The sequence below is a fragment of the Streptomyces sp. NPDC051567 genome (assembly GCF_044454165.1).
Classification (GTDB): domain Bacteria; phylum Actinomycetota; class Actinomycetes; order Streptomycetales; family Streptomycetaceae; genus Streptomyces.
Genome location: NZ_JBITDK010000002.1, coordinates 342,388 through 365,497, shown reverse-complemented (window position 1 = coordinate 365,497; position 23,110 = coordinate 342,388). Strand labels below are relative to the sequence as shown.

At 72.9% G+C, this 23,110-nt stretch carries 24 protein-coding genes; 19 read left to right on the top strand and 5 right to left on the bottom strand.

The features are described 5' to 3' along the window. The first annotated feature begins 7 nt into the window (after positions 1 to 7). The 11 genes from ACIA5F_RS03820 (at position 8) to ACIA5F_RS03770 (ending at position 8,533) form a co-directional block, all read left to right on the top strand. A complete protein-coding gene (locus ACIA5F_RS03820; RefSeq protein ID WP_399348739.1) occupies positions 8 to 1,315 on the top strand; it encodes a CpaE family protein in 1,308 nt (435 codons plus the stop codon). 3 nt (positions 1,316 to 1,318) lie between these two features. Then, entirely contained in the window at positions 1,319 to 1,789 is a 471-nt protein-coding gene (locus ACIA5F_RS03815) for a TadE/TadG family type IV pilus assembly protein (protein WP_399348737.1), read from the top strand. Position 1,790: 1 nt separating this feature from the next. Beyond that, positions 1,791 to 2,264: a TadE/TadG family type IV pilus assembly protein gene (locus tag ACIA5F_RS03810; protein ID WP_399348735.1), complete on the top strand. Its 474-nt coding sequence runs from the start codon at positions 1,791 to 1,793 to the stop codon at positions 2,262 to 2,264. Positions 2,265 to 2,269: 5 nt separating this feature from the next. Continuing rightward, positions 2,270 to 3,637: a CpaF family protein gene (locus ACIA5F_RS03805; RefSeq protein WP_399348733.1), complete on the top strand. Its 1,368-nt coding sequence runs from the start codon at positions 2,270 to 2,272 to the stop codon at positions 3,635 to 3,637. After that, on the top strand, positions 3,634 to 4,572 hold the full coding sequence (locus ACIA5F_RS03800) for a type II secretion system F family protein (protein WP_399348731.1): 939 nt from the start codon (positions 3,634 to 3,636) through the stop codon (positions 4,570 to 4,572). Before ACIA5F_RS03805 ends, ACIA5F_RS03800 begins: the two co-directional genes overlap by 4 nt. A gap of 10 nt (positions 4,573 to 4,582) precedes the next feature. After that, entirely contained in the window at positions 4,583 to 5,476 is an 894-nt protein-coding gene (locus tag ACIA5F_RS03795) for a DUF5936 domain-containing protein (protein WP_399348730.1), read from the top strand. A gap of 2 nt (positions 5,477 to 5,478) precedes the next feature. Beyond that, positions 5,479 to 6,180: a response regulator gene (locus ACIA5F_RS03790; protein ID WP_399348728.1), complete on the top strand. Its 702-nt coding sequence runs from the start codon at positions 5,479 to 5,481 to the stop codon at positions 6,178 to 6,180. Positions 6,181 to 6,299: 119 nt separating this feature from the next. Beyond that, complete coding sequence (locus tag ACIA5F_RS03785; RefSeq protein ID WP_399348726.1) at positions 6,300 to 6,533, top strand: hypothetical protein; 234 nt, start codon at positions 6,300 to 6,302, stop codon at positions 6,531 to 6,533. Further along, positions 6,530 to 7,195 carry a pilus assembly protein TadG-related protein gene (locus ACIA5F_RS03780; RefSeq protein ID WP_399348724.1) on the top strand — a complete coding sequence of 222 codons (666 nt, stop codon included), beginning with the start codon at positions 6,530 to 6,532 and terminating at the stop codon, positions 7,193 to 7,195. Before ACIA5F_RS03785 ends, ACIA5F_RS03780 begins: the two co-directional genes overlap by 4 nt. A 32-nt stretch (positions 7,196 to 7,227) precedes the next feature. Then, a complete protein-coding gene (locus ACIA5F_RS03775; protein WP_399348722.1) occupies positions 7,228 to 7,824 on the top strand; it encodes a hypothetical protein in 597 nt (198 codons plus the stop codon). A gap of 73 nt (positions 7,825 to 7,897) precedes the next feature. Continuing rightward, complete coding sequence (locus ACIA5F_RS03770) at positions 7,898 to 8,533, top strand: OmpA family protein (protein WP_399348916.1); 636 nt, start codon at positions 7,898 to 7,900, stop codon at positions 8,531 to 8,533. A gap of 35 nt (positions 8,534 to 8,568) precedes the next feature. Here the strand turns inward: ACIA5F_RS03770 and ACIA5F_RS03765 are convergent, their stop codons facing one another. Next, on the bottom strand, positions 8,569 to 9,147 hold the full coding sequence (locus ACIA5F_RS03765; RefSeq protein WP_399348720.1) for a TetR/AcrR family transcriptional regulator: 579 nt from the start codon (positions 9,145 to 9,147) through the stop codon (positions 8,569 to 8,571). A gap of 245 nt (positions 9,148 to 9,392) precedes the next feature. Between ACIA5F_RS03765 and ACIA5F_RS03760 the strand changes: the two genes are divergently transcribed. Next, positions 9,393 to 10,922 carry an MDR family MFS transporter gene (locus ACIA5F_RS03760; RefSeq protein WP_399348914.1) on the top strand — a complete coding sequence of 510 codons (1,530 nt, stop codon included), beginning with the start codon at positions 9,393 to 9,395 and terminating at the stop codon, positions 10,920 to 10,922. A gap of 110 nt (positions 10,923 to 11,032) precedes the next feature. Here ACIA5F_RS03760 and ACIA5F_RS03755 read toward each other — a convergent pair whose 3' ends face one another. Continuing rightward, entirely contained in the window at positions 11,033 to 12,211 is a 1,179-nt protein-coding gene (locus tag ACIA5F_RS03755) for a serine hydrolase domain-containing protein (RefSeq protein ID WP_399348718.1), read from the bottom strand. Positions 12,212 to 12,358: 147 nt separating this feature from the next. On the opposite strand from ACIA5F_RS03755, the gene ACIA5F_RS03750 reads away from it, so the two are divergent. Next, complete coding sequence (locus ACIA5F_RS03750) at positions 12,359 to 12,976, top strand: hypothetical protein (RefSeq protein ID WP_399348716.1); 618 nt, start codon at positions 12,359 to 12,361, stop codon at positions 12,974 to 12,976. Between the two features lie 608 nt (positions 12,977 to 13,584). On the opposite strand, the gene ACIA5F_RS03745 is transcribed toward ACIA5F_RS03750, so the two are convergent. Continuing rightward, positions 13,585 to 14,202, bottom strand: a complete 618-nt coding sequence (locus tag ACIA5F_RS03745; RefSeq protein ID WP_399348714.1) for an SMI1/KNR4 family protein — start codon at positions 14,200 to 14,202, stop codon at positions 13,585 to 13,587. 82 nt (positions 14,203 to 14,284) lie between these two features. Further along, positions 14,285 to 14,644: a DUF192 domain-containing protein gene (locus ACIA5F_RS03740; protein ID WP_399348713.1), complete on the bottom strand. Its 360-nt coding sequence runs from the start codon at positions 14,642 to 14,644 to the stop codon at positions 14,285 to 14,287. A gap of 115 nt (positions 14,645 to 14,759) precedes the next feature. Between ACIA5F_RS03740 and ACIA5F_RS03735 the strand changes: the two genes are divergently transcribed. Beyond that, positions 14,760 to 15,524 (top strand): prepilin peptidase, encoded by a 765-nt coding sequence (locus tag ACIA5F_RS03735; protein ID WP_399348711.1) that lies wholly within the window; start codon positions 14,760 to 14,762, stop codon positions 15,522 to 15,524. 131 nt (positions 15,525 to 15,655) lie between these two features. On the opposite strand, the gene mgrA is transcribed toward ACIA5F_RS03735, so the two are convergent. Further along, entirely contained in the window at positions 15,656 to 16,693 is a 1,038-nt protein-coding gene (gene mgrA / locus ACIA5F_RS03730) for an L-glyceraldehyde 3-phosphate reductase (protein WP_399348709.1), read from the bottom strand. A 125-nt stretch (positions 16,694 to 16,818) separates the two neighbouring features. Here mgrA and ACIA5F_RS03725 point away from each other — a divergent pair, with 125 nt between their 5' ends. The 5 genes from ACIA5F_RS03725 (at position 16,819) to ACIA5F_RS03705 (ending at position 23,009) form a co-directional block, all read left to right on the top strand. Continuing rightward, positions 16,819 to 17,592, top strand: coding sequence for an isoprenyl transferase (locus ACIA5F_RS03725; protein WP_399348707.1), 774 nt, complete (start codon positions 16,819 to 16,821; stop codon positions 17,590 to 17,592). 488 nt (positions 17,593 to 18,080) lie between these two features. Next, positions 18,081 to 19,397 (top strand): PhoH family protein, encoded by a 1,317-nt coding sequence (locus ACIA5F_RS03720; protein WP_399348705.1) that lies wholly within the window; start codon positions 18,081 to 18,083, stop codon positions 19,395 to 19,397. 480 nt (positions 19,398 to 19,877) lie between these two features. Further along, on the top strand, positions 19,878 to 20,597 hold the full coding sequence (locus ACIA5F_RS03715) for a transglycosylase SLT domain-containing protein (protein ID WP_399348703.1): 720 nt from the start codon (positions 19,878 to 19,880) through the stop codon (positions 20,595 to 20,597). 205 nt (positions 20,598 to 20,802) lie between these two features. Continuing rightward, complete coding sequence (locus ACIA5F_RS03710) at positions 20,803 to 22,149, top strand: AI-2E family transporter (RefSeq protein ID WP_399348701.1); 1,347 nt, start codon at positions 20,803 to 20,805, stop codon at positions 22,147 to 22,149. Between the two features lie 32 nt (positions 22,150 to 22,181). Continuing rightward, positions 22,182 to 23,009, top strand: coding sequence for a hypothetical protein (locus ACIA5F_RS03705; RefSeq protein WP_399348698.1), 828 nt, complete (start codon positions 22,182 to 22,184; stop codon positions 23,007 to 23,009). Positions 23,010 to 23,110 lie beyond the last annotated feature (101 nt).

Below are 23,110 nucleotides of genomic sequence, written 5' to 3'. Positions count from 1 at the left end.
GGCGCGCATGACCACCCGAATCCTCCCCGCGGTCGGCGACCCGGAAGCCGCCCGCGCCATGGTGACGCTGCTCAGCCAGCTCCCCGACGCCGAACCGGCCGGGCCCGTCACCGACTCCACCGCGCTGATCGACACCCTGGCCCGGCTCGCCGCCGAGTCGGTCGGCGAACTGCCCGAAGTAGTCCTCGTCCACGAGCGGATCGGCCCGCTGCCCGCCCTGGAACTCATCCGCGAAGTCGCCCTCCGCTTCCCGGCGGTGGGGGTCGTCCTGGTCTCCTCGGACGCCGGGCCCGCCCTCTTCTCCGCCGCCATGGACTCGGGCGCCCGCGGCCTGGCCGGACTCCCGCTCACCTACGACGAGCTGGCCGCCCGGGTCCAGGCCGCCGCCCAGTGGTCCACCGGCGTCCGCCGCCACCTGGGACGCGGCCCCGGGGAACCCACCGGGCCCGGGGGCACCGTCGTCACCGTCACCGGGGCCAAGGGCGGGGTCGGCGCCACCTTCACCGCCGTCCAGTTCGCGCTGGCCGCGACCGCCGCGGGACGGCGCACCGCACTGGTCGACCTGGACCTCCAGGCCGGTGACGTCGCCTCCTACCTCGACGTGCGGTTCCGCCGCTCCGTCGCCGACCTCGCCGGGATCGAGGACATCTCCCCGCGGGTCCTCCAGGACGCCGTCTACGAGGACCGCACCGGCCTGGCCCTGCTCCTCGCCCCGGCCGACGGCGAACGCGGCGAGGAGGTCGACGACCGGGCCGCCCGTCTGGTCATCGGCGCCCTGCGCGCCCGGTACGAGCTGGTCGTCATCGACTGCGGCACCCAGGTGACCGGCGCCAACGCCGCCGCCGTGGAGCTGGCGGACGTGGCGGTCCTGGTCACCACGCCCGACGTGGTCTCCGTCCGGGCCGCGAAACGGCTGGTCCGGATGTGGGAACGGCTCCAGGTCCGCAAGGCCGAGGACACCACCATGGTCGTCAACCGCTGGAGCAAGCACACCGAGATCCAGCCCTCCCTCATCGAGAGGATCACCCGGACCCGGGCCACCCGCACCCCGGTCCCGGCCGCCTTCAAGGAGCTCCAGGCGGTGGTGGACGCGGGCCGGGTCCAGGACCTGGACAACCGGTCCGTCGTCAAACAGGCGCTGTGGAGCCTGGCGGGCGAACTGGGCCTGCTGACCGGCCCGGAAGGACCGGCCGCCGCGCCCGGCGCCGCGCCCTCCTCCGCCGTCGCCGTCCGCCCGGCCGGCGCGGTGGCCCGGCTGCGCGCGGGCGACCGGGGCGCGTTCGGCCCGTGGCGGCGCCGCGGCCGGGAGGGCTGACCGGTGCCCGCGCGCACGCGCGCCCCCCGGCCCCCGGCCGCCCGGCCCGGCTCCCGGCCCCCGGCCGCCCGGCCCGGCTCCCGGCCCCGTACGACGCGGCTGCCGGCCGTGCGCCGGGGCGGGGACCGGGGCCAGGTGGCGGTGGAGTTCGCCGGGGCGATGCCGCTGATCCTGCTCCTCGTGGTCGCGGCCTGGCAGTGCGTCCTGATCGGCTACGGCTTCTCGCTGGCGGGCGACGCGGCCGACCAGGCGGCCCGCGCGGGCGCGGTCCGGGGCGACGCGGAGTGCCGGGAAGCGGGGGGCGAACACGTCACGGCCGCCTGGGCCCCGCAGGTCCGGTGCCTGGGCGCGGCGGACGGGGTCTACCGGGTCGAGGTCCGGCTGACGCTCCCGGTCCTCTACCCCGGGCTGCTCGACCTCGGCGTGACCATCCCGGGCGACGCGGGCGCCGCGATGGAGAGGGAGGCGCGCTGAGATGCGTACGGGGACACGCGCACCCGGTCCCGGCACCGGTGCCGGGACCGCACCCGGCGGGGACCGCACCCCTGCCCGCACCCGGTCTCGCCTCCGCACTCGCCTCCGGGACCGGGACCGGGACCGGGACCGGGACCGGGGCCAGGTCGCCCTGGAGTACATCGGCTTCGTCCCCGTCCTGCTGCTCGTCGGGCTCTGCGGCATCCAGCTCGGCTGGGTCGCGTACGTGCACGAGCAGGCCGACACCGCCGCGCGGACCGCCGCCCGCGTGGAGGCCCGTACCGGCGGGGGCGGCGAGGCGGCGGGCCGGGCCGCCGTCAGCGCCGGGCTCGACGCGCGGGTCGCGGTGGCCACGACGGCCGAGACCGTCACGGCGACCGTGACCATCGACATCAGGTCCCTCTTCCCCGGCGTCACCTTCCGGGCCGCCACCGCCCGGGCGGTCATGCCCAACGACGACCCGAACGGACCCTGACCGACATGAGCCTGCGTTCCCGGGTCACCACCCCCGACGACCGGCACAGCCCCCGCGAGGACAGCCGGCTGGTCTCCTCCTACCGCGCCAAGCTGCTGGAGGAGATCGACCTCGCCGAGATGTCCGCGCTCGCGCCCGCAGAGCGCCGGGCGCGGCTGGAGCGCGTCCTCGGCCACATCATCAGCCGTGAGGGCCCGGTCCTTTCCACCGTCGAGCGCGCGCAGCTGATCCGCCGCGTCGTCGACGAAGCCCTCGGCCTCGGCGTGCTCGAACCCCTGCTGGAGGACGCCACCATCTCCGAGATCATGGTCAACGGGCCGGACCAGATCTTCGTGGAGCGCGCCGGACGCGTCGAACAGCTCCCGCTGCGCTTCGCCTCGCACGAGCAGCTGATGCAGACCATCGAACGCATCGTCTCCACCGTCAACCGCCGCGTGGACGAGGCCAATCCGATGGTCGACGCCCGGCTCCCCAGCGGCGAGCGCGTCAACGTCATCATCCCGCCGCTCTCGCTGACCGGCGCCACCCTCACGATCCGCCGCTTCCCGCGCGCCTTCACCCTCCACGAGATGATCGCCCTCGGCTCGCTGGACGAACCGATGCTGCTGCTCCTGTCCGGCCTGGTGCAGGCGAAACTGAACGTGATCGTCTCCGGGGCCACCGGCACCGGCAAGACCACCCTCCTCAACGCCCTCTCCGGGCTGATCCCGGAGGGCGAACGCATCATCACCATCGAGGACTCCGCCGAACTCCAGCTCCAGCAGGCCCACGTCATCCGGCTCGAATCCCGCCCCCCGAACGTCGAGGGCAAGGGCCAGATCACCATCCGCGACCTCGTACGCAACTCCCTGCGCATGCGCCCCGACCGCATCATCGTCGGCGAGGTCCGGGGCGGCGAGACCCTGGACATGCTCCAGGCCATGTCCACCGGCCACGACGGCTCGCTGGCCACCGTCCACGCCAACAGCTCGCAGGACGCCCTGACCCGGCTCCAGACCCTCGCCTCCATGTCCGAGGTCGAGATCCCCTTCGAGGCGCTCCAGGACCAGATCAACAGCGCCGTCGACGTCATCGTCCAGCTCACCCGCTTCGGCGACGGCACGCGCCGCGTCACCGAGATCTCCCTCCTCGACTCCCACGGCCGCGAACCCTTCCGGACCACCACCGTCTGCCGGTACGCCGCCCGGCCCATGGGCGCCGACGGGCGCGTGCGGGGCCACTTCGCGTACGGCCCGCTGCCGCGCCGGATCGCGGAGCGCCTCTACATGAACAACCAGCCGGTCCCCCAGGCGTTCGGGGTCGAGACGGCCGACACCCACCACGACCCGCTCACCACCCACCACGACCCGCTCACCTCCCGGACCGCCCGGTGAACCCTCTGATCCTCCTCGCCCTCGGCGCCACCCTGCTGGCCTGCCTGTTCGTCGTCCTCGGCCTCCACGCCTACGCCGCCGGGCACGCCCAGCGCGCCGCCCTCGTCGAACGGCTCTCGTCGAGCGACGCCCCTGAGGGCGTCGGCCGCGGGCGCCGGTTCCGCGCCCTGGACCGGCGCCTGCGCCGCACCGCGTTCGGCCGCTGGATCGAGCGCCGGCTCGCCACCACCGGCCTGGCGGTCACCCCGGGCGAGTTCCTCGTCCACGTGCTCCTGGCCGTCGCCGGGGCCTGGCTCCTCGCCGCCGCCCTGCTGGCCCCCTTCTTCGGGCCGGTGGCGGGGCTGATCGGCCTGTGGTCGGCCAACGCCTTCCTCAGCTGGCAGCGGACCCGGCGCACCGAGCGGTTCATCTCCCAGCTCCCCGAGCTGGCCCGCATCCTGGCCAACGCCACCCAGGCCGGGCTGGCCCTGCGCACGGCCATCGGGATCGCCGCCGAGGAACTGGAGGCCCCGGCGGGCGAGGAACTCGCGCGCGTCGCGGACCGCCTGGCCGTCGGCCACTCCATCGACGAGGCCCTCGGCGAGATGGCCCAGCGCCTGCCCTCCCGCGAACTCGTCGTCCTGGTCTCCACGCTGGTGCTCTCGGCGCGGTCGGGCGGCGCCATCGTCGGCAGCCTGCGCAACCTGACGGTCACCCTGGAACAGCGCAAGGAGACCCGGCGCGAGATCCGTACGCAGCTCTCCCAGGTGATGGTGACCGCGTACCTGGTGCCCGCCATCGGGCTGGCCTCGCTGCTGCTCGTCAACACGATGCTGCCGGGCGCCCTCGACCGGATGACCGGCGCGTTCATCGGGCAGACGGCGGTCCTGGTGGCCCTCTCCCTCTTCACCCTGGGCTTCCTCCTCATCCGCCGCCTGTCCAAGATCGAAGTGTGAGGAGGGTCCGATGACCGCACTTCTGCTCGCCCTCGCCGCGGGCCTGTCCGTCCTCGGCGCCTTCCACGGCCTGCGCCTGTACCGCGCCGACGTCGAACTCCCCTCCGACCTGGCCCTGGCCCTGGAGGTCGGCGCCACCCGCACCACGGCGGTCGGCTCGCTCGTGGACCGGGCGGGCATCCGCTGGGCCCCCCTGGTCCTGCGCCTGATGGGCCCGGACCGGGTGGCGCGCAAACGCCGGCAGATCGACATGGCGGGCAACCCGGCCGGTCTGACGATCGACCGGTACGCGGCCCGCCGCGCGGTGTACGCGGCCCTCGGCGCCCTCGGCGCGGTCTCCCTCTTCCTCAACGGGCAGCTCGTCCCCGCCCTCCTGATGGTCGCGTTCGGGCTGTTCTGGATCGAGGCCGGGCTGTGGTCGGCGATCCGGGTCCGCCGCGACCACATCGAGCGGACCCTGCCGGACTTCCTGGACGTCCTCGCCGTGGTGGTCAGCGCGGGCCTCGGCTTCCGGCAGGCGCTGGAGCGGGTGGCGGCCAAGTACGAGGGCCCGTGGGCGGACGAGGTCCGCATCACCCTCCAGCAGATGGACATGGGCGTCAGCCGCCGCCAGGCCTTCGACGAGCTGCGCCGGCGCAACGACTCCGAACAGGTGGCCCAGTTCGTCACCGCCCTCCAGCAGGGCGAGGAGCTGGGATCGCCGATCGTGGAGACCCTCATCGCCATCGCCGAGGACATGCGCCGCACCGACGCGCAGAACGCCCGCCGCCGCGCGGCCCGCGCCGTCCCGAAGGCCACCTTCGCGGTCACCATGTTCATGCTGCCCGGCACCCTGATCCTGCTGGTCTGCGGGTTCGTGTACGGGGCGGACGTCGACTTCGGCGCGATCTTCGGGGGCGGCTGATCATGCCCGTACCGACCCTGCCGGTCCGTGTCCTGATCGCCGACGGCAACCCGGTCCTCCGGGCGGGCCTGGCCGCCCTGCTGGGCGCCGCCGGAGGATTCCACGTCGTCGCCCGGGCGGCCGACGGCCGCGAGGCCCTGGCGCTCACGCGCGCGCACGCCCCGGACGTGGTCCTGCTGGACGTCCGGATGCCGGGCGTCGACGGCATCTCGGCGCTCCCGCACCTGGTCCGGCTGGCCCCGGTGCTGATGCTGACGTACAGCAGGGAGGCGGACCTCGTCCGCGAGACCCTGCTCCTGGGCGCGGGCGGCTACCTGGTCCACGGCGAGTTCGGCGTGGACCAGCTGATCTCGGCGGTCCGCGACGTCCACGAGGGCCGGGCCCACTTCACGGCCACGGCGGCGACGGCGCTGCTCGCGGATGTCCGGGAGAGGTCTTCGCTGGAGCAACGCGCTGTGGCACAGTCGTCCCGGGGGATGCTCAACCAGGCCGGTTCCGGGCTGAGTTCACGGGAGGTGGAGATCATGGACCTGATCGCGTCCGGCATGAGCAATCAGCAGATCGCCGCGGCCTGCTTCATCAGCGAGAAGACGGTCAAGAACCACATCAACCGCATCTTCGCCAAGCTCCACAGCACCACCCGCAGCGAGGCGATCGCCCGCTGGCTGGGGACGGCCCGCCGGGGGGTGTCCGGCCATGGGTGACGGCCGTGCGCGAGGCGTGCAATGGGCCCGTAGGTGGGCCCCGGGGCCCTTGGCCGATCCCGCCCCCGGCCCGTACCGTCCGCGCATCGACAGCGGCACCCCATCGGGAGGAACCCCCCATGTCACACCACACGCTGCTGAAGGCCTTCGTCGCGGCACGCCTGCGCCTGACCTCCCCCCGGCCCCCGGCCAGGACCGGGACCAGGGCCGGGGACAGCGGTCAGACGGCCTTCGAGTACCTGGGCATCATCCTGGTGGTCGTCGTCATCATCGGTGCGATCGTCGGTCTGGGGATCGGCACCGCGATCACGAACCGGATCGCGCAGGCGGTGGAGAGCATCACCGCCGGGTGAAGGGACCGTGGCGGCGGGACCGGGGGCAGGTGTTCCCCCTCTACGTCGGGATGGTGGCGATCCTGATGTTCGCCGCCCTCGCCTTCTTCGTGGTCGGGCGGGCCTCCGTCATCCGCAGCGACGCGCAGGGCGCGGCCGACGCCGCGGCGCTGGCCGCGGCCCGTGACGCCAGGGACCACCTGGTTCCGGGGCTGGACCTCGCCCTGCTCACGCCGGAGGAGTGGAAGGACGTCCTCGCCGGGAACCGCCTGGACACGGCGGGTGCCTGCGCCGGAGCCCGGCGCCTCGCCGCCCTGAACGCCGCGACGGTGACCTGTACGGGGGCCGGGCTCCGGTTCCGGGTGGAGGCGGTGACCGAGGCGACGGTGGGGGACTCGGTGGTGCCCGGCACCGCCGGACTCCCCGGGCGGGCCCGCGCGAGCGCCCTGGTCGAGCCGCGCTGCGGCCTCGGCCCGGTGGCCGCCGAGCCGGGTCCGGCACCGTCCTCCGGCCCGACGCCGTCACCTGGTCCGGCGCCGTCACCCAGCGGCGGGGGCGCGGAGCCGGGCCCGTCCGTGGTGATCAGGTGCGAGGGCGCCGACGACATCTCCTTCGACCCGTCCAGGCCCAGGGCCTGGGAGAGCCTGGCCAGGACCCTCTTCCGGGTGCGGCTGGTCGAATGACATCGAACGAGACAGACAAGGGAGCGGCGCAGATGAGGGTTCGGCACCTGGTGAAGGTCCGCGGGGGAGCGGCCGTGGCGGGGGCGGCGGCTCTGGTTCTCACCCTGTCCGGATGCGGTGGCGGGGGCGGCGACGACGGGAAGGCCAAGCCGCCGGCCGGCCCCTCTCCGGCGCGGTCCGCGGGCGACCAGCCGCTGACGCCCGCGCCGGAAGGGAGTTCCGGCTCCACGCCCACCGAGGTCATCGCCACCTCGGCCGGACCGGCCGGCATCGTCTTGACGATCGACTCCGCCCTCCGCGACCAGGGCGGGTTCTTCACCGTCAGCGGCCGGCTCAAGAACGGCGGGACCGAAGCCTTCGTGCAGACCGCCGCCTGGCGCGGTGACGAGAAGGGCGCGAGCCCCGCGTCGGTGGCGGGGGCGGCCCTGACCGACAAGGCGGGCAAGAAGCGGTACTACGTGCTCCGCGACACGGAGGGCAGGTGCCTGTGCACCATCGGCATCACCCGTATCGCCGCGGGCGAGAGCATCCCGTTCTTCGCCCAGTTCCCGGCCCCGCCCACCGGCACCGCCGAGGTCGAGTTCAGCCTCCCCACCTTCGCTCCGGCCACCATCAAGATCTCAGGGTGATGCCATGACCACACGCCCCGCGATGCCCGCCCGCCCCACACCCGCCCGCCCCGCCATGACCGCCCACCACCTCATGACCGCCCGCCGTCGCGCCGCCGCGGTCACGGCGGTCTGCGCCCTCGTCGTCGCCGGGGCCCACCTCCTCGGCGCGGGCGCCGCCCACGCGGACGAGCCGCCCACCGCGCCCCCCGGCGCGGAGCCTTCGGCCTCCGCGCCCGTCTCCATCGACTCCACCTCGCCCGGCCTGAAGATCCCCCAGGGCGGGGTCCTCGCGCCGGCCAAGGTGCTCGACATCGCCGAGGTGGTCGAGGACCTCGGCGGGGAGCAGCGGCGGCAGGAGACCAACCGGACGGTCATGATGGCGCTCCAGTCCGAGGTGCTCTTCCCGGAGAACAGCGCCGTCTTCAACGCCCAGGCCGCGGCCCGCATCCAGGCCATCGCCAACGAGATCAACCAGCAGCGGGCGACCCGGGTGCGGGTCTTCGGGTTCACCGACGACCAGGGCAGCTACGAGCACGGCAAGCAACTGTCCAAGCAGCGGGCCGACGCGGTGCACGCGGAGCTGGCCAAGGTGGTGACCGGGCCGAACGTCGCCTTCGACGTCCGCGGGTACAGCGAGGACTACCCGATCGCCGACAACGGCACCGAGGAGGGCCGCAAGAAGAACCGCCGGGTCGAGATCACCTTCCCGCGCTCCACCGAGAAGTGACCCCGCCCCGGCGGACGGGGCCCTGAGGACACGGCCTACGGCTGGTGGTGGGCCTGGGTGATGAGGTCCACCGCCACCTCCAGGGCCGCCTGGCGGGTCTCCTCCGGGTCGCCCTCCACGTGCTGGAGGAACATCATCCCCGCGTGCAGCGTGAACAGGGCGCTGACGCAGCGGACCTGGTCCTTCAGCGGGCCGCCCTCCGTGCGCAGGAGCTCCACCAGGCGGAAGAGCCGCTTCTTGACCGTCTCGCCGATGCTCAGCTCCCGCATCGTCGCCTGGTTCTCCTGCATGAACCGGTACAGCGGCGCGCCCGCCGCCATCGCCTCGCTGTAGCGCCGCAGCACCTCCCGCTTGGTCTCCAGGGTGTGCGGCTGCTCCCGGGCCCAGGCGATCAGCTCGTCGATCGGTCTCGTCAGGTCCTCGAAGAGGCTGATGATGATGTCTTCCTTGGTCCTGAAGTGGTAGTACAGCGCCGCCTTCGTGACCTCCAGCCGCTCCGCGATCTCCCGGAGCGAGGTCTTCTCGTAGCCCTGTTCGGCGAAGAGCTCCATCGCGACGTCCTGGATGCGCTGGCGCGTGTTGCCGCGACGCGGCTGCGGACTGCTGCTGGACATGGCGCTCTCCCCAGTTACTTGCTTGACGCCCGGCTAGTGACGGGTCTACCTTCCCCAGTGTAGTGAACTAGCCGGTCGGCAAGTAAGTGCCAGGTGCGGGAAGAAGCACCGGGGGAGTGGACATGGTCGGGAAGACGGAGAAGGCGCGGACCTCGAAGGAGGCCCGGTCCCCGGAGGAGGCGCGAACCCCGGAGGGGGCCCGGTCCTCGGAGGGGGCCAAGCCGCGCAGCGTGCGCGTCGTGCTCATGGCGCTCATGATCGCGATGCTCCTGGCGATGCTGGACAACATGATCATAGGGACCGCGATGCCGACGATCGTCGGCGAGCTCGGCGGCCTGGCCCACCTCTCCTGGGTGGTCACCGCCTACACCCTGGCCACCGCGGCCTCCACCCCCATCTGGGGGAAGCTGGGCGACATGTACGGGCGCAAGGGCGTGTTCCTCACCGCGATCGTCATCTTCCTGATCGGCTCCGCGCTCAGCGGCATGGCCCAGGACATGGGCCAGCTCATCGGCTTCCGCGCGGTCCAGGGCCTCGGCGCCGGCGGTCTGATGGTCGGCGTCATGGCGATCATCGGCGACCTGATCCCGCCCCGCGAACGGGGCAAGTACCAGGGCATGATGGCCGGCGTGATGGCCCTCGCCATGATCGGCGGCCCGCTGGTCGGCGGCACCATCACCGACCACATGGGCTGGCGCTGGTCCTTCTACATCAACCTGCCGCTCGGCGCCGTGGCCCTCGCCATGGTCACCGCCGTCCTGCACCTGCCCAAGAAGACGGAACAGGGCAAGCGCCCGAGCATCGACTACCTCGGCGCGGCGCTGCTGACGATCGCCATCACCTCCACCGTCCTGCTCACCACGTGGGGCGGCACCGAGTACGCCTGGGGCTCCCCCGAGATCGTGGGGCTCATCGTCGTCGGCGTCCTCTCCACCGCCGCCTTCCTCCACGCCGAGACCAAGGCCGTCGACCCGGTCATGCCGCTGCACATCTTCCGCAGCCGCAACTTCGCCCTCATGTCCGTGATCGGCTTCCTCGTCGGCTTCGCGATGTTCGGCGGCGTGCTCTACCTGCCGCTGTTCCAGCAGTCGGTGCAGGGCGCCTCCGCCACCAACTCGGGCCTGCTGCTCCTGCCCATGCTGCTCTCGATGATGATCGTCTCGCTGGTCGCGGGCCGCGTCACCACCAACAGCGGCAGGTACAAGATCTTCCCGATCCTGGGCGGCGGGCTCATGGTCGTCGGCCTCTTCCTGCTCGCCCAGATGGACACCGGCACCTCGCGCCTGACGTCCGGCGTGTACATGGCCGTCCTCGGCGCCGGGCTCGGCTTCCTGATGCAGATCACCATGCTGGTCGCGCAGAACAGCGTCGAGATGAAGGACATGGGCGTCGCCTCCTCCGCGGCGACCCTCTTCCGCACCCTCGGCGGCTCCTTCGGCGTGGCCCTGATGGGCTCCCTCTTCACCACCCGGGTCACGGACAGCATGTCCGAGCGGCTGGGCCCGGAAGCCGCCGGAGCCGCCGGGTCCGCCCAGCTCGACGCGGCGAGCCTGGCCAAGCTCCCCGAGGCCGTCCGCGAGGCGTACCAGTACGCGGTCGCCGCCGGCACGCACTCCGCGTTCCTGCTCGGCGCGTTCATCGCGGTACTGGGCTTCGCCGCCGCCTGGTTCGTCAAGGAGGTCCCGCTGCGGGGCGCGGGCCCGGCCCCGGCCGACGGCTCCGGTGACGGCGACGGGAGGACGGCCCCCGCCGCGCAGGCGTCCGCCGCCCACTGAGGACGACCGGAGCACGGCGGCGCGAAGCCCGGGCCCGGTGGGCGGACATACCCGCCGGACCCGGGCTTCACGCCGTCCGGGCCCCGCCACCGGCCCGTCCGGGCCCGCGCCTACCGGGCGGCCCGGGCCGCCTTCAGGACCGCCGCCGTCAGCCGCTCGTTCTCCGGGGCCGCCCCGCCCGGGAGGCGGAACCGGCGGCGCGTGTACCCGTACGCGGTCCCGGTCACCGGGTCGGCGAAGCCCAGGCCGCCCGCCGCGCCGCTGTGGCCGAACGCCGCCGGGCCCACCGCCGGCCGGCGTTCGAAGCCCAGCCCGAAGTGGTCCAGGACCGGAGTCACCCGGTCCACGCCCGGGGTGTGCGGGCGCGCGAACTCGGCCGCCGTCTCCGGCGTCAGCAGCGGGGCCCGGCCGTCCACCTCGCCGACCGCCGCCGCGTACATGCCCGCGATCCCGCGCGCCGAGCCCACCCCGCCCGCCGAGGCCGGTCCCAGCGCCAGCACCTCCGGGTGGTTGGCGAACACGATCATGTCCGTCGGCTCCTCGCGGTGCGTGTTGAACGCCACCGCCATCAGCTCCGGCAGCTCCGGCGCCGCCACCCCGGCCGGGTCCGGGACCGGCTCCAGCACCGGCCGCCAGCGGTCCGCCGCCCCGGCCGGCAGCCCCAGGTACAGGTCCAGGCCGTACGGTGCGCGGACGCGCTCCTCGTACACCTCCTGGATCGAGCGGCCGGTGGCGCGCCGCACCACCTCGCCGGTCAGCGCGCCGATCACGTAGGCGTGGTACCCGTAGGCCGTCCCGGGTTCCCAGTACGGCTTCTGCCGGGCCAGCCGCGCCGCGACCAGCGCGTCGTCCGCGAGTTCCTCGTACGAGAAGCCCTCGGCGGCGTTGATCAGCCCGGCCCGGTGGGAGGCCAGCTCGCGCACGGTCAGCCGCTCCTTGCCGTCGCCGGTGAACTCCGGCCAGTACGCCGACACCGGCCGGTCCAGCTCCACCGCGCCGTCCTGGACGAGCAGCGCCAGCACCAGGTGGGCCGCGCCCTTGGTGATCGAGTAGACCCCGCTCAGGGTGTCCGCGCCGGTGTCCTCACCCGCCCACAGGTCGACCACGCGCCGCCCCTGGTGGACCACCGCCAGCTGTGCCTCGGGCGGGACCAGCTCGGCCGCCAGGAAGGCGGCGAACTCCGCCGCCACCGGCTCCCAGCCCGCCGCCACCGTCCCGCCCACACCCGCGGCCACACCCGCGTCCACGCTCGTCACCGTGTCGCCGGCCGTGCTCGTGTCCCCGTCCATGGCTTCCCCCGCTGCCGTCCCTTTCCGTCATCTCCGCACCGGACAACCGGAGTTGATCATCCGATATTCCGGCTTACCGCAGCTCCCGTACGGGTGAAAGCGCGCCCGGCGTCGTTCCGGCCCGCCGGAGCGGTCCGTTGAGCGGGCATGAAGCGCACCCGCACCGCCGCCCTCGCCCTCGCCACCGCCGTGGCGGCCCTCGCCCCGCTCCTCGGCCAGGCCGCCGTCGCCGCGCAGGGGACCTCGTACCTCCAGGACCCGGCAGGTGGCGAGAAGTCGATGAAGTCGCAGTGGACCAAGGACGAGATGCACAAGCTGGAAGCGCAGTTCCGCTTCCACCCCGGGGTCCAGTACAAGACGGTCACCCGCCCCGGCCCCGTGGGCGCCCAGGAGTGGGAGCGCGAGGTCGGCGACCCCAAGACCCTCGCCTGGCAGCCGTCGTACGAGTTCGCCTGGTCGGTGTCGGACTCGATGCTGGTGAAGAAGGCGGTGACGACCAAGGAGGGCAAGCACCCGATCGTCGTCCAGGCCGTGCTGCGCAACGCGAAGCGCGCCAAGGCCGGGGAGGTCCGCCAGGAACTGGCGAACAGGCCCGCGACCGGGCGGGCGAAGGTCGAGGGCGGCAAGCGGATCGCGTGCGACTCGGGCGAGTACACGGTGGACTGGTCGGTGACCCGCACGGGCTACACCACCCTCACGGGCACGCTGCGCTGGGACTCCAGCTGTGAGCAGTACCGGGTCGCCTTCGCCGCGGAGAACAGCTAGTGCTGTGACCGGAAAGGTTCACCGGCCCGCGACGCCCGGCACGGCACCTCGCGATGTTGTCGGGTCGCCCACGTACGTCCAGTACTACGGGCGCCCCTCCGCCTTGCGATGCACTCGGCATCGGAAGGATCAAGGCAAGAGCCGAGACGAAGTGAGCGCAGCGAACGCAGTCGCACCGGACGCCGCGGGCTCACCGGCAAACCTTTCCGGTCACCGCACTAGTGCTGTGATGCGGGTGCCGGGTGCCGGGTGCCGGGTGCCGGGTTCGGGGGCGCGGCCGGCGCGGGGATTTCCGCTCTTCCGCCGCGCGGGCGCATTCCGGCCGATTTCTCGGGCGATTGCGCCGCCGGGGACGCGGCAATCCGCGCCGGGCGTCTCACCTCGGCCCGGCGGCCGGAATCCGCACCCGGGAAAAGAAAAACGGAATGGCTGATTTCCGCCACATCCACATCCACATCCACATCTGCATCTGCGTCAGGAACAGCAGGGGGAGGGGGCGTCAGCGGTCCGGCCGTCGATTGTCCGCCGGGGCGCTCCGCACCGGACGGTGTCGCGCCCGTTCCTCTTCCTCTCCCTGGTCCCGTTTCTCCGCCGGGCCGGGTTCCGCGTCAGTCGGCGAACTCGCCCGCGTACGGGTCGGGCTCGCCCGTCTCCGGGTTGCGGCCCTCCTGCCAGCGCCGCTGGGCCTTGCGCCAGTGGACGAAGCTGAGGTGGCCGCCGTCCCAGAACGTGATGCCGACGGGGCTCATGTCGAACTCGTCGGAGCACAGGCGGTAGAGGAATTCGGCCATCCCGTACGGGTAGACCGCGAAGGGGTCGGCGGTGTGCCGTCCGACCACCAGGACCGGCCAGCGCTCCGGGTCGGGGTCGGTGGTGAGCCAGCACAGGATGTCGGAGCCGCCGGTGACGCCCCAGGCGACGATCGTCTCCGGGTCCACGTCGAAGGCCGCGCGGCCGCCCTGTGCCTCCCAGACCTGGCGGGCGTTCTCGGTCTCCTCGGCCATCTGGGCCGGGTCCCACTGGAGTCCGGGCTTGGGCAGCGGCAGCAGGATGCTGGCCTCGCCGTTGATGGAACCGGCACCGAAGCGGCCCATGAAAGCGACGAAATCGGCTGGAAACCCCTTCCCCCAGACGGCCTCGGCCGCCCGCCAGTCGATGTCCTCGTCGGCGCCGTGCGTCGCCGGCATGATCTGCTCCAGCGCCTTGATGTGCGCGTTCTCCGTCATGCCGCTCCCCTGCCACCCCAGCTCAACCGCCCCAACCTACCGCCGCGCGCGTGAGGCTCCTAGCCATGGGTGGGACACGGGGTCACCGGATCTCCACCCGGACGCCCCTCCGCAGCCCCCACCCGGCCATGGTGCCCGCCCCGGCCTCCAGGACGTGCCGGGAGCGGAGCCGGGGCCGCCCGAGCCGGCCCGGAGCCATCGTGACCACCGCCAGCACCACCAGATTCCGGTCCAGGTAGGCCACGTCGATCGCGAAGCGCATCCCGAAGGTGTGCACGCTGCCCGCCGGGGTGAGCAGCAGGGCCCCGCCGATCCCGTCCCGGCCGAGCAGCCCCCGGGTCCGGGCCCGGTAGGAGGCGGCGACCTCCAGCGGCACCACCGCCCCGCCCGGCCCGGCCCTGAGGGTGGCCGCGCCGTCCCGCCGGTCCCGCCGCTTCACCATGGCGCCACCTTAGGCGGCGCGACCGGAGCCCCCGCCGGCCGGACGGAACGTCGGCGACACGACCTTGGGTCCCCGGGCCCGTGCCCGGGGCGGCGGTGGGGCCTACGGTCGCCGGATGGGCGTGGTCGTGATCATCCTTGCCGCCGGGTACGGCGTGGCCGCCGGGCTGCTGTTGCCGCGTGCCGCGTACCGGCTCTCCGTGGGGCCCGAGGAGTCCTGGCGCGGGCACTGCCCCGCAGGGCACCCGCTGCGGGGCTGGCTCGGCCCGGCCCGCTGCCGCCCGCCCGGCCCCGCCCCGGGCGCCCCCGGCGCCCCCGGCCGGCGGCGGGGTCACCCGTACGGGCCCTGGGCCGGGTGGGCCGCCGGACTGGCCGGCGGGGTCTGCGGGGTGCTGGCCGCCGTGGGCGGGGCGCGCCCCGAGACCGCCGTGCACGTCCTGCTCGCGCCCGTGCTCGTCCTGCTCGCCCTCGTCGACCTCGCCGTGCACCGGCTGCCCGACGTCCTGACCCTGCCGCTCGCGGCGGCCGTCACCGCGCTCCTCGGGGCCGCCGCCCTGCTGCCGGGGGCGGCGGGGTCCTGGCGGCTCGCCGTCTCCGGCGGGGCCGCGCTCGGAGCCGCGTACCTGCTGCTGCACCTGATCAACCCGGCCGGGATGGGGCTCGGTGACGTCAAGCTGGCGCTCGCCCTGGGGGTCACTCTTGGGTGGTACGGGTGGGGGGTATGGGCCGCCGGGGCTTTCCTGGGGTTCCTCTACGGCTCCCTCTACGGCCTCGCCCTTGTGCTGCGCGGCCCCGGCGGCCGTAAGCAGGGTTTCGCCTTCGGCCCATTCATGGCCGCCGGGGCACTTACCGGAGTGCTGCTGGGCGCATTCGGAGCGTAATCGTGGCGCGCCGATGCACACATCACGCTTTACGAAGGGTTATGGTGGAACCCCCCCCTCGGGCCGGTCCGTATCCCCCCCACGGACCGGCCCGTTTTTCTTTCTTTCCGCACCCCGGGTGAAAGCGCAGGTCAGCCGCGCTGGGCCCAGATGTTGGTGCCGGGGGTGGAGACGGCGAAAGAGTCGATCTCCTTCACGTCCTCCGCCGACAGCGGCGCGCCCGACAGCGCGGCCACGTTCTCCTCCAGCTGGCGCACGCTCGACGCGCCGATCAGGGCCGAGGTCATCCGCTCGTCGCGCAGCACCCAGTTCAGGGCGAGCTGCGCCAGCGACTGCCCGCGCCGCGCGGCGATGTCGTTCAGCCCCCGCAGCCTGCGGCGCACCTCGTCCGAGAGCAGGTCCGGGCTGAGGGACTTGCCCTGCGAGGCGCGCGAGCCCGCCGGGATGTCCTTCAGGTACTTGCCGGTCAGCAGCCCCTGCGCGAGCGGCGCGAAGGAGATGCAGCCCATCCCGGCCTCCTCCAGGGTGTCGAGCAGGCCGTCCTCCTCCGTCCAGCGGTTGATCATGGAGTACGAGGGCTGGTGGATCAGCGGGCGCACGCCCATCCCGGTCAGGACGCGCACGGCCTCTGCCGTCTGCTCCGCGGTGTACGAGGAGACGCCGACGTACAGCGCCTTGCCCTGCTGGACCGCGGACGCCAGGGCGCCCATGGTCTCCTCCAGCGGCGTGTCGGGGTCGAAGCGGTGCGAGTAGAAGATGTCGACGTAGTCGACGCCCATCCGCTTCAGCGAGGCGTCGAGCGAGCCGAGCAGGTACTTGCGGCTGCCCCACTCGCCGTAGGGGCCGGGGTGCATCAGGTAGCCGGCCTTGGTGGAGAGCACCAGCTCCTCGCGGTGGGCCGCGAAGTCCTGCGCGAAGATCGTGCCGAAGTTCAGCTCGGCCGAGCCGGGCGGCGGGCCGTAGTTGTTCGCCAGGTCGAAGTGGGTGACACCGAGGTCGAAGGCCCGGCGCAGGATCGCCCGCTGGGACTCCAGGGACGCGTCGTCCCCGAAGTTGTGCCAGAGGCCGAGGGAGATCGCGGGGAGCTTGAGACCACTGCGGCCACTGCGTCGGTACTGCATGGAGTCGTAGCGCGAGGGCTCTGCCCGATAGAGATTGTTATCAGTCACGTTGTCCTCCCTATCACGGACGCGCGACCAGCCGAGTTGGGGACCGCATCCCGGCGCCAGTAATGTGGCGCACTCGGGGGGACCGCAATTCGCACGGGGGCATTGCACGGAGGGGCTGGAAGATCGTGAATCTGCGCGACCTGGTGTACAGGCTCTACGCACGCCGGGTGGAAGGCCGACTGGACCACGACGCGTCGCCCAAGCACATCGGCGTCATCCTGGACGGGAACAGGCGCTGGGCGAAGGCGTCCGGAGGGACGACGGTCCAGGGTCACCAGGCCGGAGCCGACAAGATCTCCGAGATGCTCGGCTGGTGCACCGAGACGGACGTCGAGGTCGTCACCCTGTGGATGCTCTCCACGGACAACCTGGACCGGCCGGAGAACGAGCTCCGCCCGCTGCTGAACATCATCGAGAACACCGTGCGCGGCCTCGCCGCGGACGGCCGCTGGCGGGTCCACCACGTCGGCAACCTCGACATCCTGCCCGGCGGGACCCAGCTGGTCCTCAAGGAGGCCGAGCAGGCCACCCTCGACGCCGGGGGCGCCGGGGGCGGGATACTGGTCAACGTCGCCGTCGGCTACGGGGGCCGCCAGGAGATCGCCGACGCGGTCCGCTCGCTGCTGCTGGAGCACGCGGGCAAGGGCACCTCCTTCGAGGAGCTCGCCGAGGTCCTGGACATCGACCACATCGCGGAGCACCTCTACACGCGCGGCCAGCCCGACCCGGACCTGGTGATCCGCACCAGCGGCGAGCAGCGGCTGTCCGGATTCATGCTGTGGCAGAGCGCACATTCCGAGTACTACTTCTGCGACGTCTTCTGGCCCGCCTTCCGCAAGGTCGACTTCCTGCGGGCGCTGCGCGACTACGCGGCCCGCCACCGGCGGTACGGGAGCTGAACCCGGGAGCCGGACGGGGAAGCCGGACCGGCCCCCTCCGGGACCGGGAACCCGGACCGGCCCCGCGACCGGCCTCCCGGGCCCCTGGCGTCCGGGACCCCTGTCCTTCCGGCCGCCTGGACCCGGCTCCCTCCCGGCTCCCCGGACCGGCCGCCTCCGGACCCGGCCCCCCGGGATCTGACGCCCCCTCCGGAACCGCCCCGCCGCCCCCCCGTACGGCCGTCACCAGGGGTTCACCAGGTGTGCGTCATATGCCGTGGCATGGCCGCGCGTGTTCGAGGGCATATCCCTAGCAGGTCGACGCCCGGTCCACGGGTGTCGAGTCTCAGCGGACGGCATGGGGCCGTCCGCCCGGGAGGCCCTTTGCACCAGGACGCACGTGCGGTTCGCACGGACGGAGTGGAGGGCCGGGAATCGGCCCTGGCATGGGTGCCGATGACCGGTCCGGTCTTCATGGCCCGACCTCTTCCGAGGGGGTACGTCCTTCCGTGGTGACCAGCACAAAGCGCCGCCTGCCCGACAGGCGGACCTACGTCCTCGACACCAGCGTCCTGCTGGCCGATCCCAACGCGATCTCCCGTTTCGAGGAGCACGAGGTCGTGCTCCCCATCGTGGTGATCACCGAGTTGGAGGCAAAGCGGCACCATCCCGAACTCGGCTACTTCGCGCGCCAGGCCCTGCGCCTGCTCGACGACTTCCGGGTCCGCTACGGTCGCCTCGACGCCCCCATCCCGCTGGGCGATCTGGGCGGCACCCTGCGTGTCGAGCTCAACCACTCCGATCAGAGCGTCCTGCCCGCCGGCTTCCGACAGGGGGACAACGACTCGCGGATCCTCGCGGTCGCACGCAACCTCCAGGCCGAGGGGTACGACGTCACGGTCGTGTCGAAGGACCTTCCCCTGCGCATCAAGGCCTCCTCCGTGGGCCTGATCGCCGAGGAGTACCGCGCCGAACTCGCCATCACCGACGCCGGCTGGACCGGGATGAGCGAACTCGCCCTCTCCGGGGAACAGGTGGACCTCCTCTACTCGGAGGAGCGGCTGTACGTCCCCGAGGCCGCCGCACTGCCCGTGCACACCGGGCTGGTCCTCCAGTCCGAGCGCGGCAAGGCGCTGGGCCGGGTCACGGCCGACGGCAACGTGAAGCTCGTCCGGGGCGACCGGGAGGCGTTCGGGCTGCACGGGCGCAGCGCCGAACAGCGCATCGCGCTGGACCTGCTGCTCGACCCGGAGATCGGCATCCTCTCCATGGGGGGCCGGGCGGGCACCGGGAAGTCGGCGCTGGCGCTGTGCGCGGGACTGGAGGCGGTCCTCGAACGCAGGCAGCACCAGAAGGTGATGGTCTTCCGGCCGCTGTACGCGGTGGGCGGCCAGGAACTCGGCTACCTGCCGGGCACCGAGGCCGAGAAGATGAGCCCGTGGGCGCAGGCGGTCTTCGACACGCTCTCCTCGGTGGCCGGGCGCGACGTCATCGAGGAGGTGCTCAACCGGGGGATGCTGGAGGTCCTGCCGCTCACGCACATCCGCGGGCGCTCGCTCCACGACGCCTTCGTGATCGTGGACGAGGCGCAGTCGCTGGAGCGCAACGTCCTGCTGACGGTGCTGTCCCGGATCGGGGCCAACTCGCGGGTCGTCCTGACCCACGACGTCGCCCAGCGGGACAACCTGCGGGTCGGCCGGTACGACGGAGTCGTCGCCGTGGTCGAGAAACTGAAGGGGCATCCGCTCTTCGCGCACATCACGCTGACCCGCTCCGAACGCTCCCCGATCGCCGCGCTGGTCACGGAGATGCTGGAGAACCTCTAGGAAGACCGGTGCAGACCAGGAGGACCAGGAGGACACGGCCCGGTGATGCCGGGAAGCCGCTGGTGGGGAGCGGGGGCGAAGCGCCCCTGAGGGGAAGGTGAGTTGCCGCCGCCGCCCGGTGAAGGCCCAGGAGCCTAGCCGGGCGGCGGCGCGTTGCACAGGTCTTCGGGAAAAGACACGGCGACATGCCAGGTGTGACCTTTCCCACGCAACGGGGAATTGCCTTGCGGCATCGCGTTCCGGCAAAGTCTGTTCTCCGTCAGGCCCCGCATACGGCACACCCGTACCTCCCGTGAGGTACGCGCAGCACCACAACTCCACAGCCGATCGCCGTATGCCGCCCGGATCTTCATGCGGCAGCCCCCGCGAGGGAGTTGCCCACGGGCCCGTGCCTCCAGTGACCGCAGTACCACGGAGGACAGTGTCGAGGGCACTCTCGCGCCCGCGTGGTCATTGCGGACGCTGCTGGAAGGACACCGTGTGAGCCGGATCTCGGTCCGGGGGTTCGCCGTGGCTTCGGCCACCGCGGTCACCACCGTCGGCGCAGTCGTCGGCGTCGCCACTGGCGACGCCTCCTCGAACGACATCGAAACGACCGCCTCCGGCGCGACGCTCCTCACCGACATCCCGGTCGGCGATCAGGCGCAGGTCCAGAGCGCGTCGTTGACGCAGCAGGCCGACACCATCTCCCACGCCGCCGAGACCGACGCCAAGCGCTCGGCCGAGGAGGCCGCCCGCATCCAGGCCGCCGAGGACGCCAAGGCCAAGAAGGCCGAAGCGGAGAAGGCGGACAAGGACGCGAAGGCCGCGGCCGAGGCCAAGGCGAAGAAGGAGCGGGAGGAGAAGGAGCAGGTCGCCAGCCGCTCGACGACCCGTGACGCCTCCGATTTCCAGGTGCAGGGCTCGTACACGGTCGCCCAGATCAAGGCCATCGCCCAGCAGCTCGTCCCGGCCGGTCAGTTCCAGTGCTTCTCCAAGATCGTCAACCAGGAATCCACCTGGAACCACCGGGCCGTCAACCAGACCACCGGCGCCTACGGTCTGGTCCAGGCCTACCCCGGCGGGAAGATGGCCTCGGCGGGCGCGGACTGGAGGACCAACCCGGCCACCCAGATCAAGTGGGGCCTGGGCTACATGAACGAGCGGTACGGCAGCCCGTGCAGCGCCTGGACCTTCCACCAGGCCAACGGCTGGTACTGAGGCGGCGGCCGGTCCGGCCCGGCGGTCCGGCAGTCCGGTCCGGCGGATGCCCTGGCGGGCATTCCCGGCCCCCGCACCGGACACAGTCGGCGCCCTTGCGCCGTCCGACCTCGAAGAGCCCCGCACCGTCCTACGGCGCGGGGCTCCTCGCGTGTACGGTCGTTGACGGGTACGACCGCTGACGGGGCGGGGGGAAGGGAACGACATGGCGAAGTGGGCAGGCCGGCTCGGCCGGCTCGGGACCAGGCTGCACCGGATGGAGGCCCGGCTCGACGAGCGGCGCGCCGAGGTCGAGGCCGAGTCCAGGCGTGACCTCCCGGACCTCCCCCGGTCCCCCCGGCCCCAGGAGTCCCCCGCCGGCGGACCGGGCGCGACGGCCACCACCGCGCCCGCACTCCCCGTACGCCCCGAACCGGTGGCCGTGGTCCCGTGGGGCCTGCGGGTCGCCGCCGAGGTGGGCTGGCGGCTGCTGCTGCTCGCCGGGATGCTCTGGGTGCTGATGAAGGTGATCAGCGAAGTCCGCCTGGTCGTCCTCGCCTTCGCCGCCGCCCTGCTGGTCACCGCGCTGCTCCAGCCCTTCGTGGTCCGGCTGCGCCGCCTGGGCCTGCCGCGCGGGCTGGCCACGGCCGTCACCGCGATCCTCGGCTTCGTGGTCATCGGGCTGGTCGGCTGGTTCGTGGTCTGGCAGGTCATGGAGAACCTGGACGACCTCTCCGACCGGGTCCGCGACGGCATCAACGAACTCAAACTCTGGGCACTGGACAGTCCGTTCCACGTGACCGAGAAGCAGATCAACGACATCGCGAAGAACCTCACCGACACCATCGGCACCAACACCCAGCAGATCACCTCCGCCGGGCTGCAAGGCGTGACGGTCCTGGTCGAGGTGCTCACGGGCATGCTGCTCGCGATGTTCTCGACGCTCTTCCTGCTCTACGACGGCAAGCGCATCTGGACCTGGATGCTGGGCCTGGTCCCGGCGGGGGCCCGGCCCGGGGTCGCGGGCGCCGGTCCGCGCGCCTGGCGCACGCTGACCGCGTACGTGCGCGGCACCGTGCTCGTCGCGCTCATCGACGCCACCTTCATCGGCCTCGGCATCTACTTCCTCAACGTGCCGATGGCGGTGCCCCTGGCCGTCTTCATCTTCCTGTTCGCCTTCATCCCGCTGGTCGGCGCGGTCGTCTCCGGCGCCCTCGCGGTGGTCGTGGCGCTGGTGACCCAGGGCGTGTTCAGCGCCCTGATGGTGCTGATAGTGGTCCTGGCCGTGCAGCAGATCGAGGGGCACGTGCTCCAGCCCTTCATCCTGGGCCGGGCCGTACGGGTCCACCCGCTCGCGGTGGTGCTCGCGGTGGCGGCCGGCGGAATGATCGCGGGCATCGGCGGCGCGGTGGTCGCCGTACCACTGGTCGCCGTCACCAACACGGCCGTCAGCTACCTGAAGGCGTACTCGCGCGAGCAGCTCTACCAGGGCGCGGCGCCGGTCGGGCCCGCACCGCACGGGGCGACGGCCCTGGCCGCGACGGAGCCCGGCGGGCCGGAACACCGGGGCTGAGCGCTGGGTACTGGGCACAGGGACAGGGGGGCGTGGGCATGAGGGGACAGGGCATACCGCCGGGAGACCGGGAGTGGGACCGGGCGGGAACGATCAGCGAGCCGGAGCTCGACGGGGCGTGGGACGTCGACGACCGGGCCCGGACGGCGGAGGCGGACGACCCGGCGGGGCCGGACGAGCCGCCCGCACCGTACGGGGTCGGGTACGGGGACGGGCCGGGCCGGCCGTGGCGGTGGGCGCTGGTCGCGGTGGTGGCCACCTCCGCCGTCTGGGCGGGCGGCCTCTTCGCGTACGGGGACCGGCTGACGGCCCCGGAGATCCGCTACCGGGCCTCGGACAACCTGTGCGAACAGGCGGAGATGACGGCGCTCGGCGCGGCCCTGGGCGACCTCGACGGCGCGGCGGAGCCGCACGCGGACCGGCATCCGGCCGTCGACTGGTCGATGTGCAGCCGTGCCATGGGGACGGACGGGACCCCGCACGGGTACTTCGTCTGGGCCGATGTCGAACTGCACAAGAAGACCGATCCGGCGGCCGAGTTCGAGGTCGCCGACAGTGGCTACCAGCGGTACCCGGGCGGGGCCGACCGCTGGGAGCGGGTTCCCGGCCTCGGCGAAGAAGCCCTGGTCAACACCCCCGGGACGGGGGACCTGCTCCATCTGCGGGTCCGCGACGGCGGAGCCGTCCTCAGCTTCCGGATGGGCTACACGAACCTTCGCGGACCGGAGGACGAGGCCGGCCAGGACGGCACGGGCGGTGCGGGTGGTGAGCCGGTGCTCCCGCCCCAGCCCGAACGGGAGGAGCTGAAGGCGGCGATGGTGGAGGACATGCGCGCCATGATGGCCCGGCTGCGGAAGTGACGTTTCGCCAGCGCCGGGGCCCTTGCGCCGCCCCGGCGCCGACGCCACGCACGGCAGGGCCCCCGCGGCCGGAGCGGCTGCGGGGGCCTGCGTGTCGTACG

What these genes read in the sequence shown, in the direction of transcription:
- ACIA5F_RS03820 (WP_399348739.1), top strand. Translation starts at nt 8, where the DNA reads ATGACCACCCGAATCCTCCCCGCGGTCGGCGACCCGGAAGCCGCCCGC.
- ACIA5F_RS03810 (WP_399348735.1), top strand. Translation starts at nt 1,791, where the DNA reads ATGCGTACGGGGACACGCGCACCCGGTCCCGGCACCGGTGCCGGGACC.
- ACIA5F_RS03805 (WP_399348733.1), top strand. Translation starts at nt 2,270, where the DNA reads ATGAGCCTGCGTTCCCGGGTCACCACCCCCGACGACCGGCACAGCCCC.
- ACIA5F_RS03795 (WP_399348730.1), top strand. Translation starts at nt 4,583, where the DNA reads ATGACCGCACTTCTGCTCGCCCTCGCCGCGGGCCTGTCCGTCCTCGGC.
- ACIA5F_RS03790 (WP_399348728.1), top strand. Translation starts at nt 5,479, where the DNA reads ATGCCCGTACCGACCCTGCCGGTCCGTGTCCTGATCGCCGACGGCAAC.
- ACIA5F_RS03785 (WP_399348726.1), top strand. Translation starts at nt 6,300, where the DNA reads ATGTCACACCACACGCTGCTGAAGGCCTTCGTCGCGGCACGCCTGCGC.
- ACIA5F_RS03775 (WP_399348722.1), top strand. Translation starts at nt 7,228, where the DNA reads ATGAGGGTTCGGCACCTGGTGAAGGTCCGCGGGGGAGCGGCCGTGGCG.
- ACIA5F_RS03770 (WP_399348916.1), top strand. Translation starts at nt 7,898, where the DNA reads ATGACCGCCCGCCGTCGCGCCGCCGCGGTCACGGCGGTCTGCGCCCTC.
- ACIA5F_RS03765 (WP_399348720.1), bottom strand. Translation starts at nt 9,147, where the DNA reads ATGTCCAGCAGCAGTCCGCAGCCGCGTCGCGGCAACACGCGCCAGCGC.
- ACIA5F_RS03760 (WP_399348914.1), top strand. Translation starts at nt 9,393, where the DNA reads ATGGCGCTCATGATCGCGATGCTCCTGGCGATGCTGGACAACATGATC.
- ACIA5F_RS03755 (WP_399348718.1), bottom strand. Translation starts at nt 12,211, where the DNA reads ATGGACGGGGACACGAGCACGGCCGGCGACACGGTGACGAGCGTGGAC.
- ACIA5F_RS03750 (WP_399348716.1), top strand. Translation starts at nt 12,359, where the DNA reads ATGAAGCGCACCCGCACCGCCGCCCTCGCCCTCGCCACCGCCGTGGCG.
- ACIA5F_RS03745 (WP_399348714.1), bottom strand. Translation starts at nt 14,202, where the DNA reads ATGACGGAGAACGCGCACATCAAGGCGCTGGAGCAGATCATGCCGGCG.
- ACIA5F_RS03740 (WP_399348713.1), bottom strand. Translation starts at nt 14,644, where the DNA reads ATGGTGAAGCGGCGGGACCGGCGGGACGGCGCGGCCACCCTCAGGGCC.
- ACIA5F_RS03735 (WP_399348711.1), top strand. Translation starts at nt 14,760, where the DNA reads ATGGGCGTGGTCGTGATCATCCTTGCCGCCGGGTACGGCGTGGCCGCC.
- ACIA5F_RS03710 (WP_399348701.1), top strand. Translation starts at nt 20,803, where the DNA reads ATGGCGAAGTGGGCAGGCCGGCTCGGCCGGCTCGGGACCAGGCTGCAC.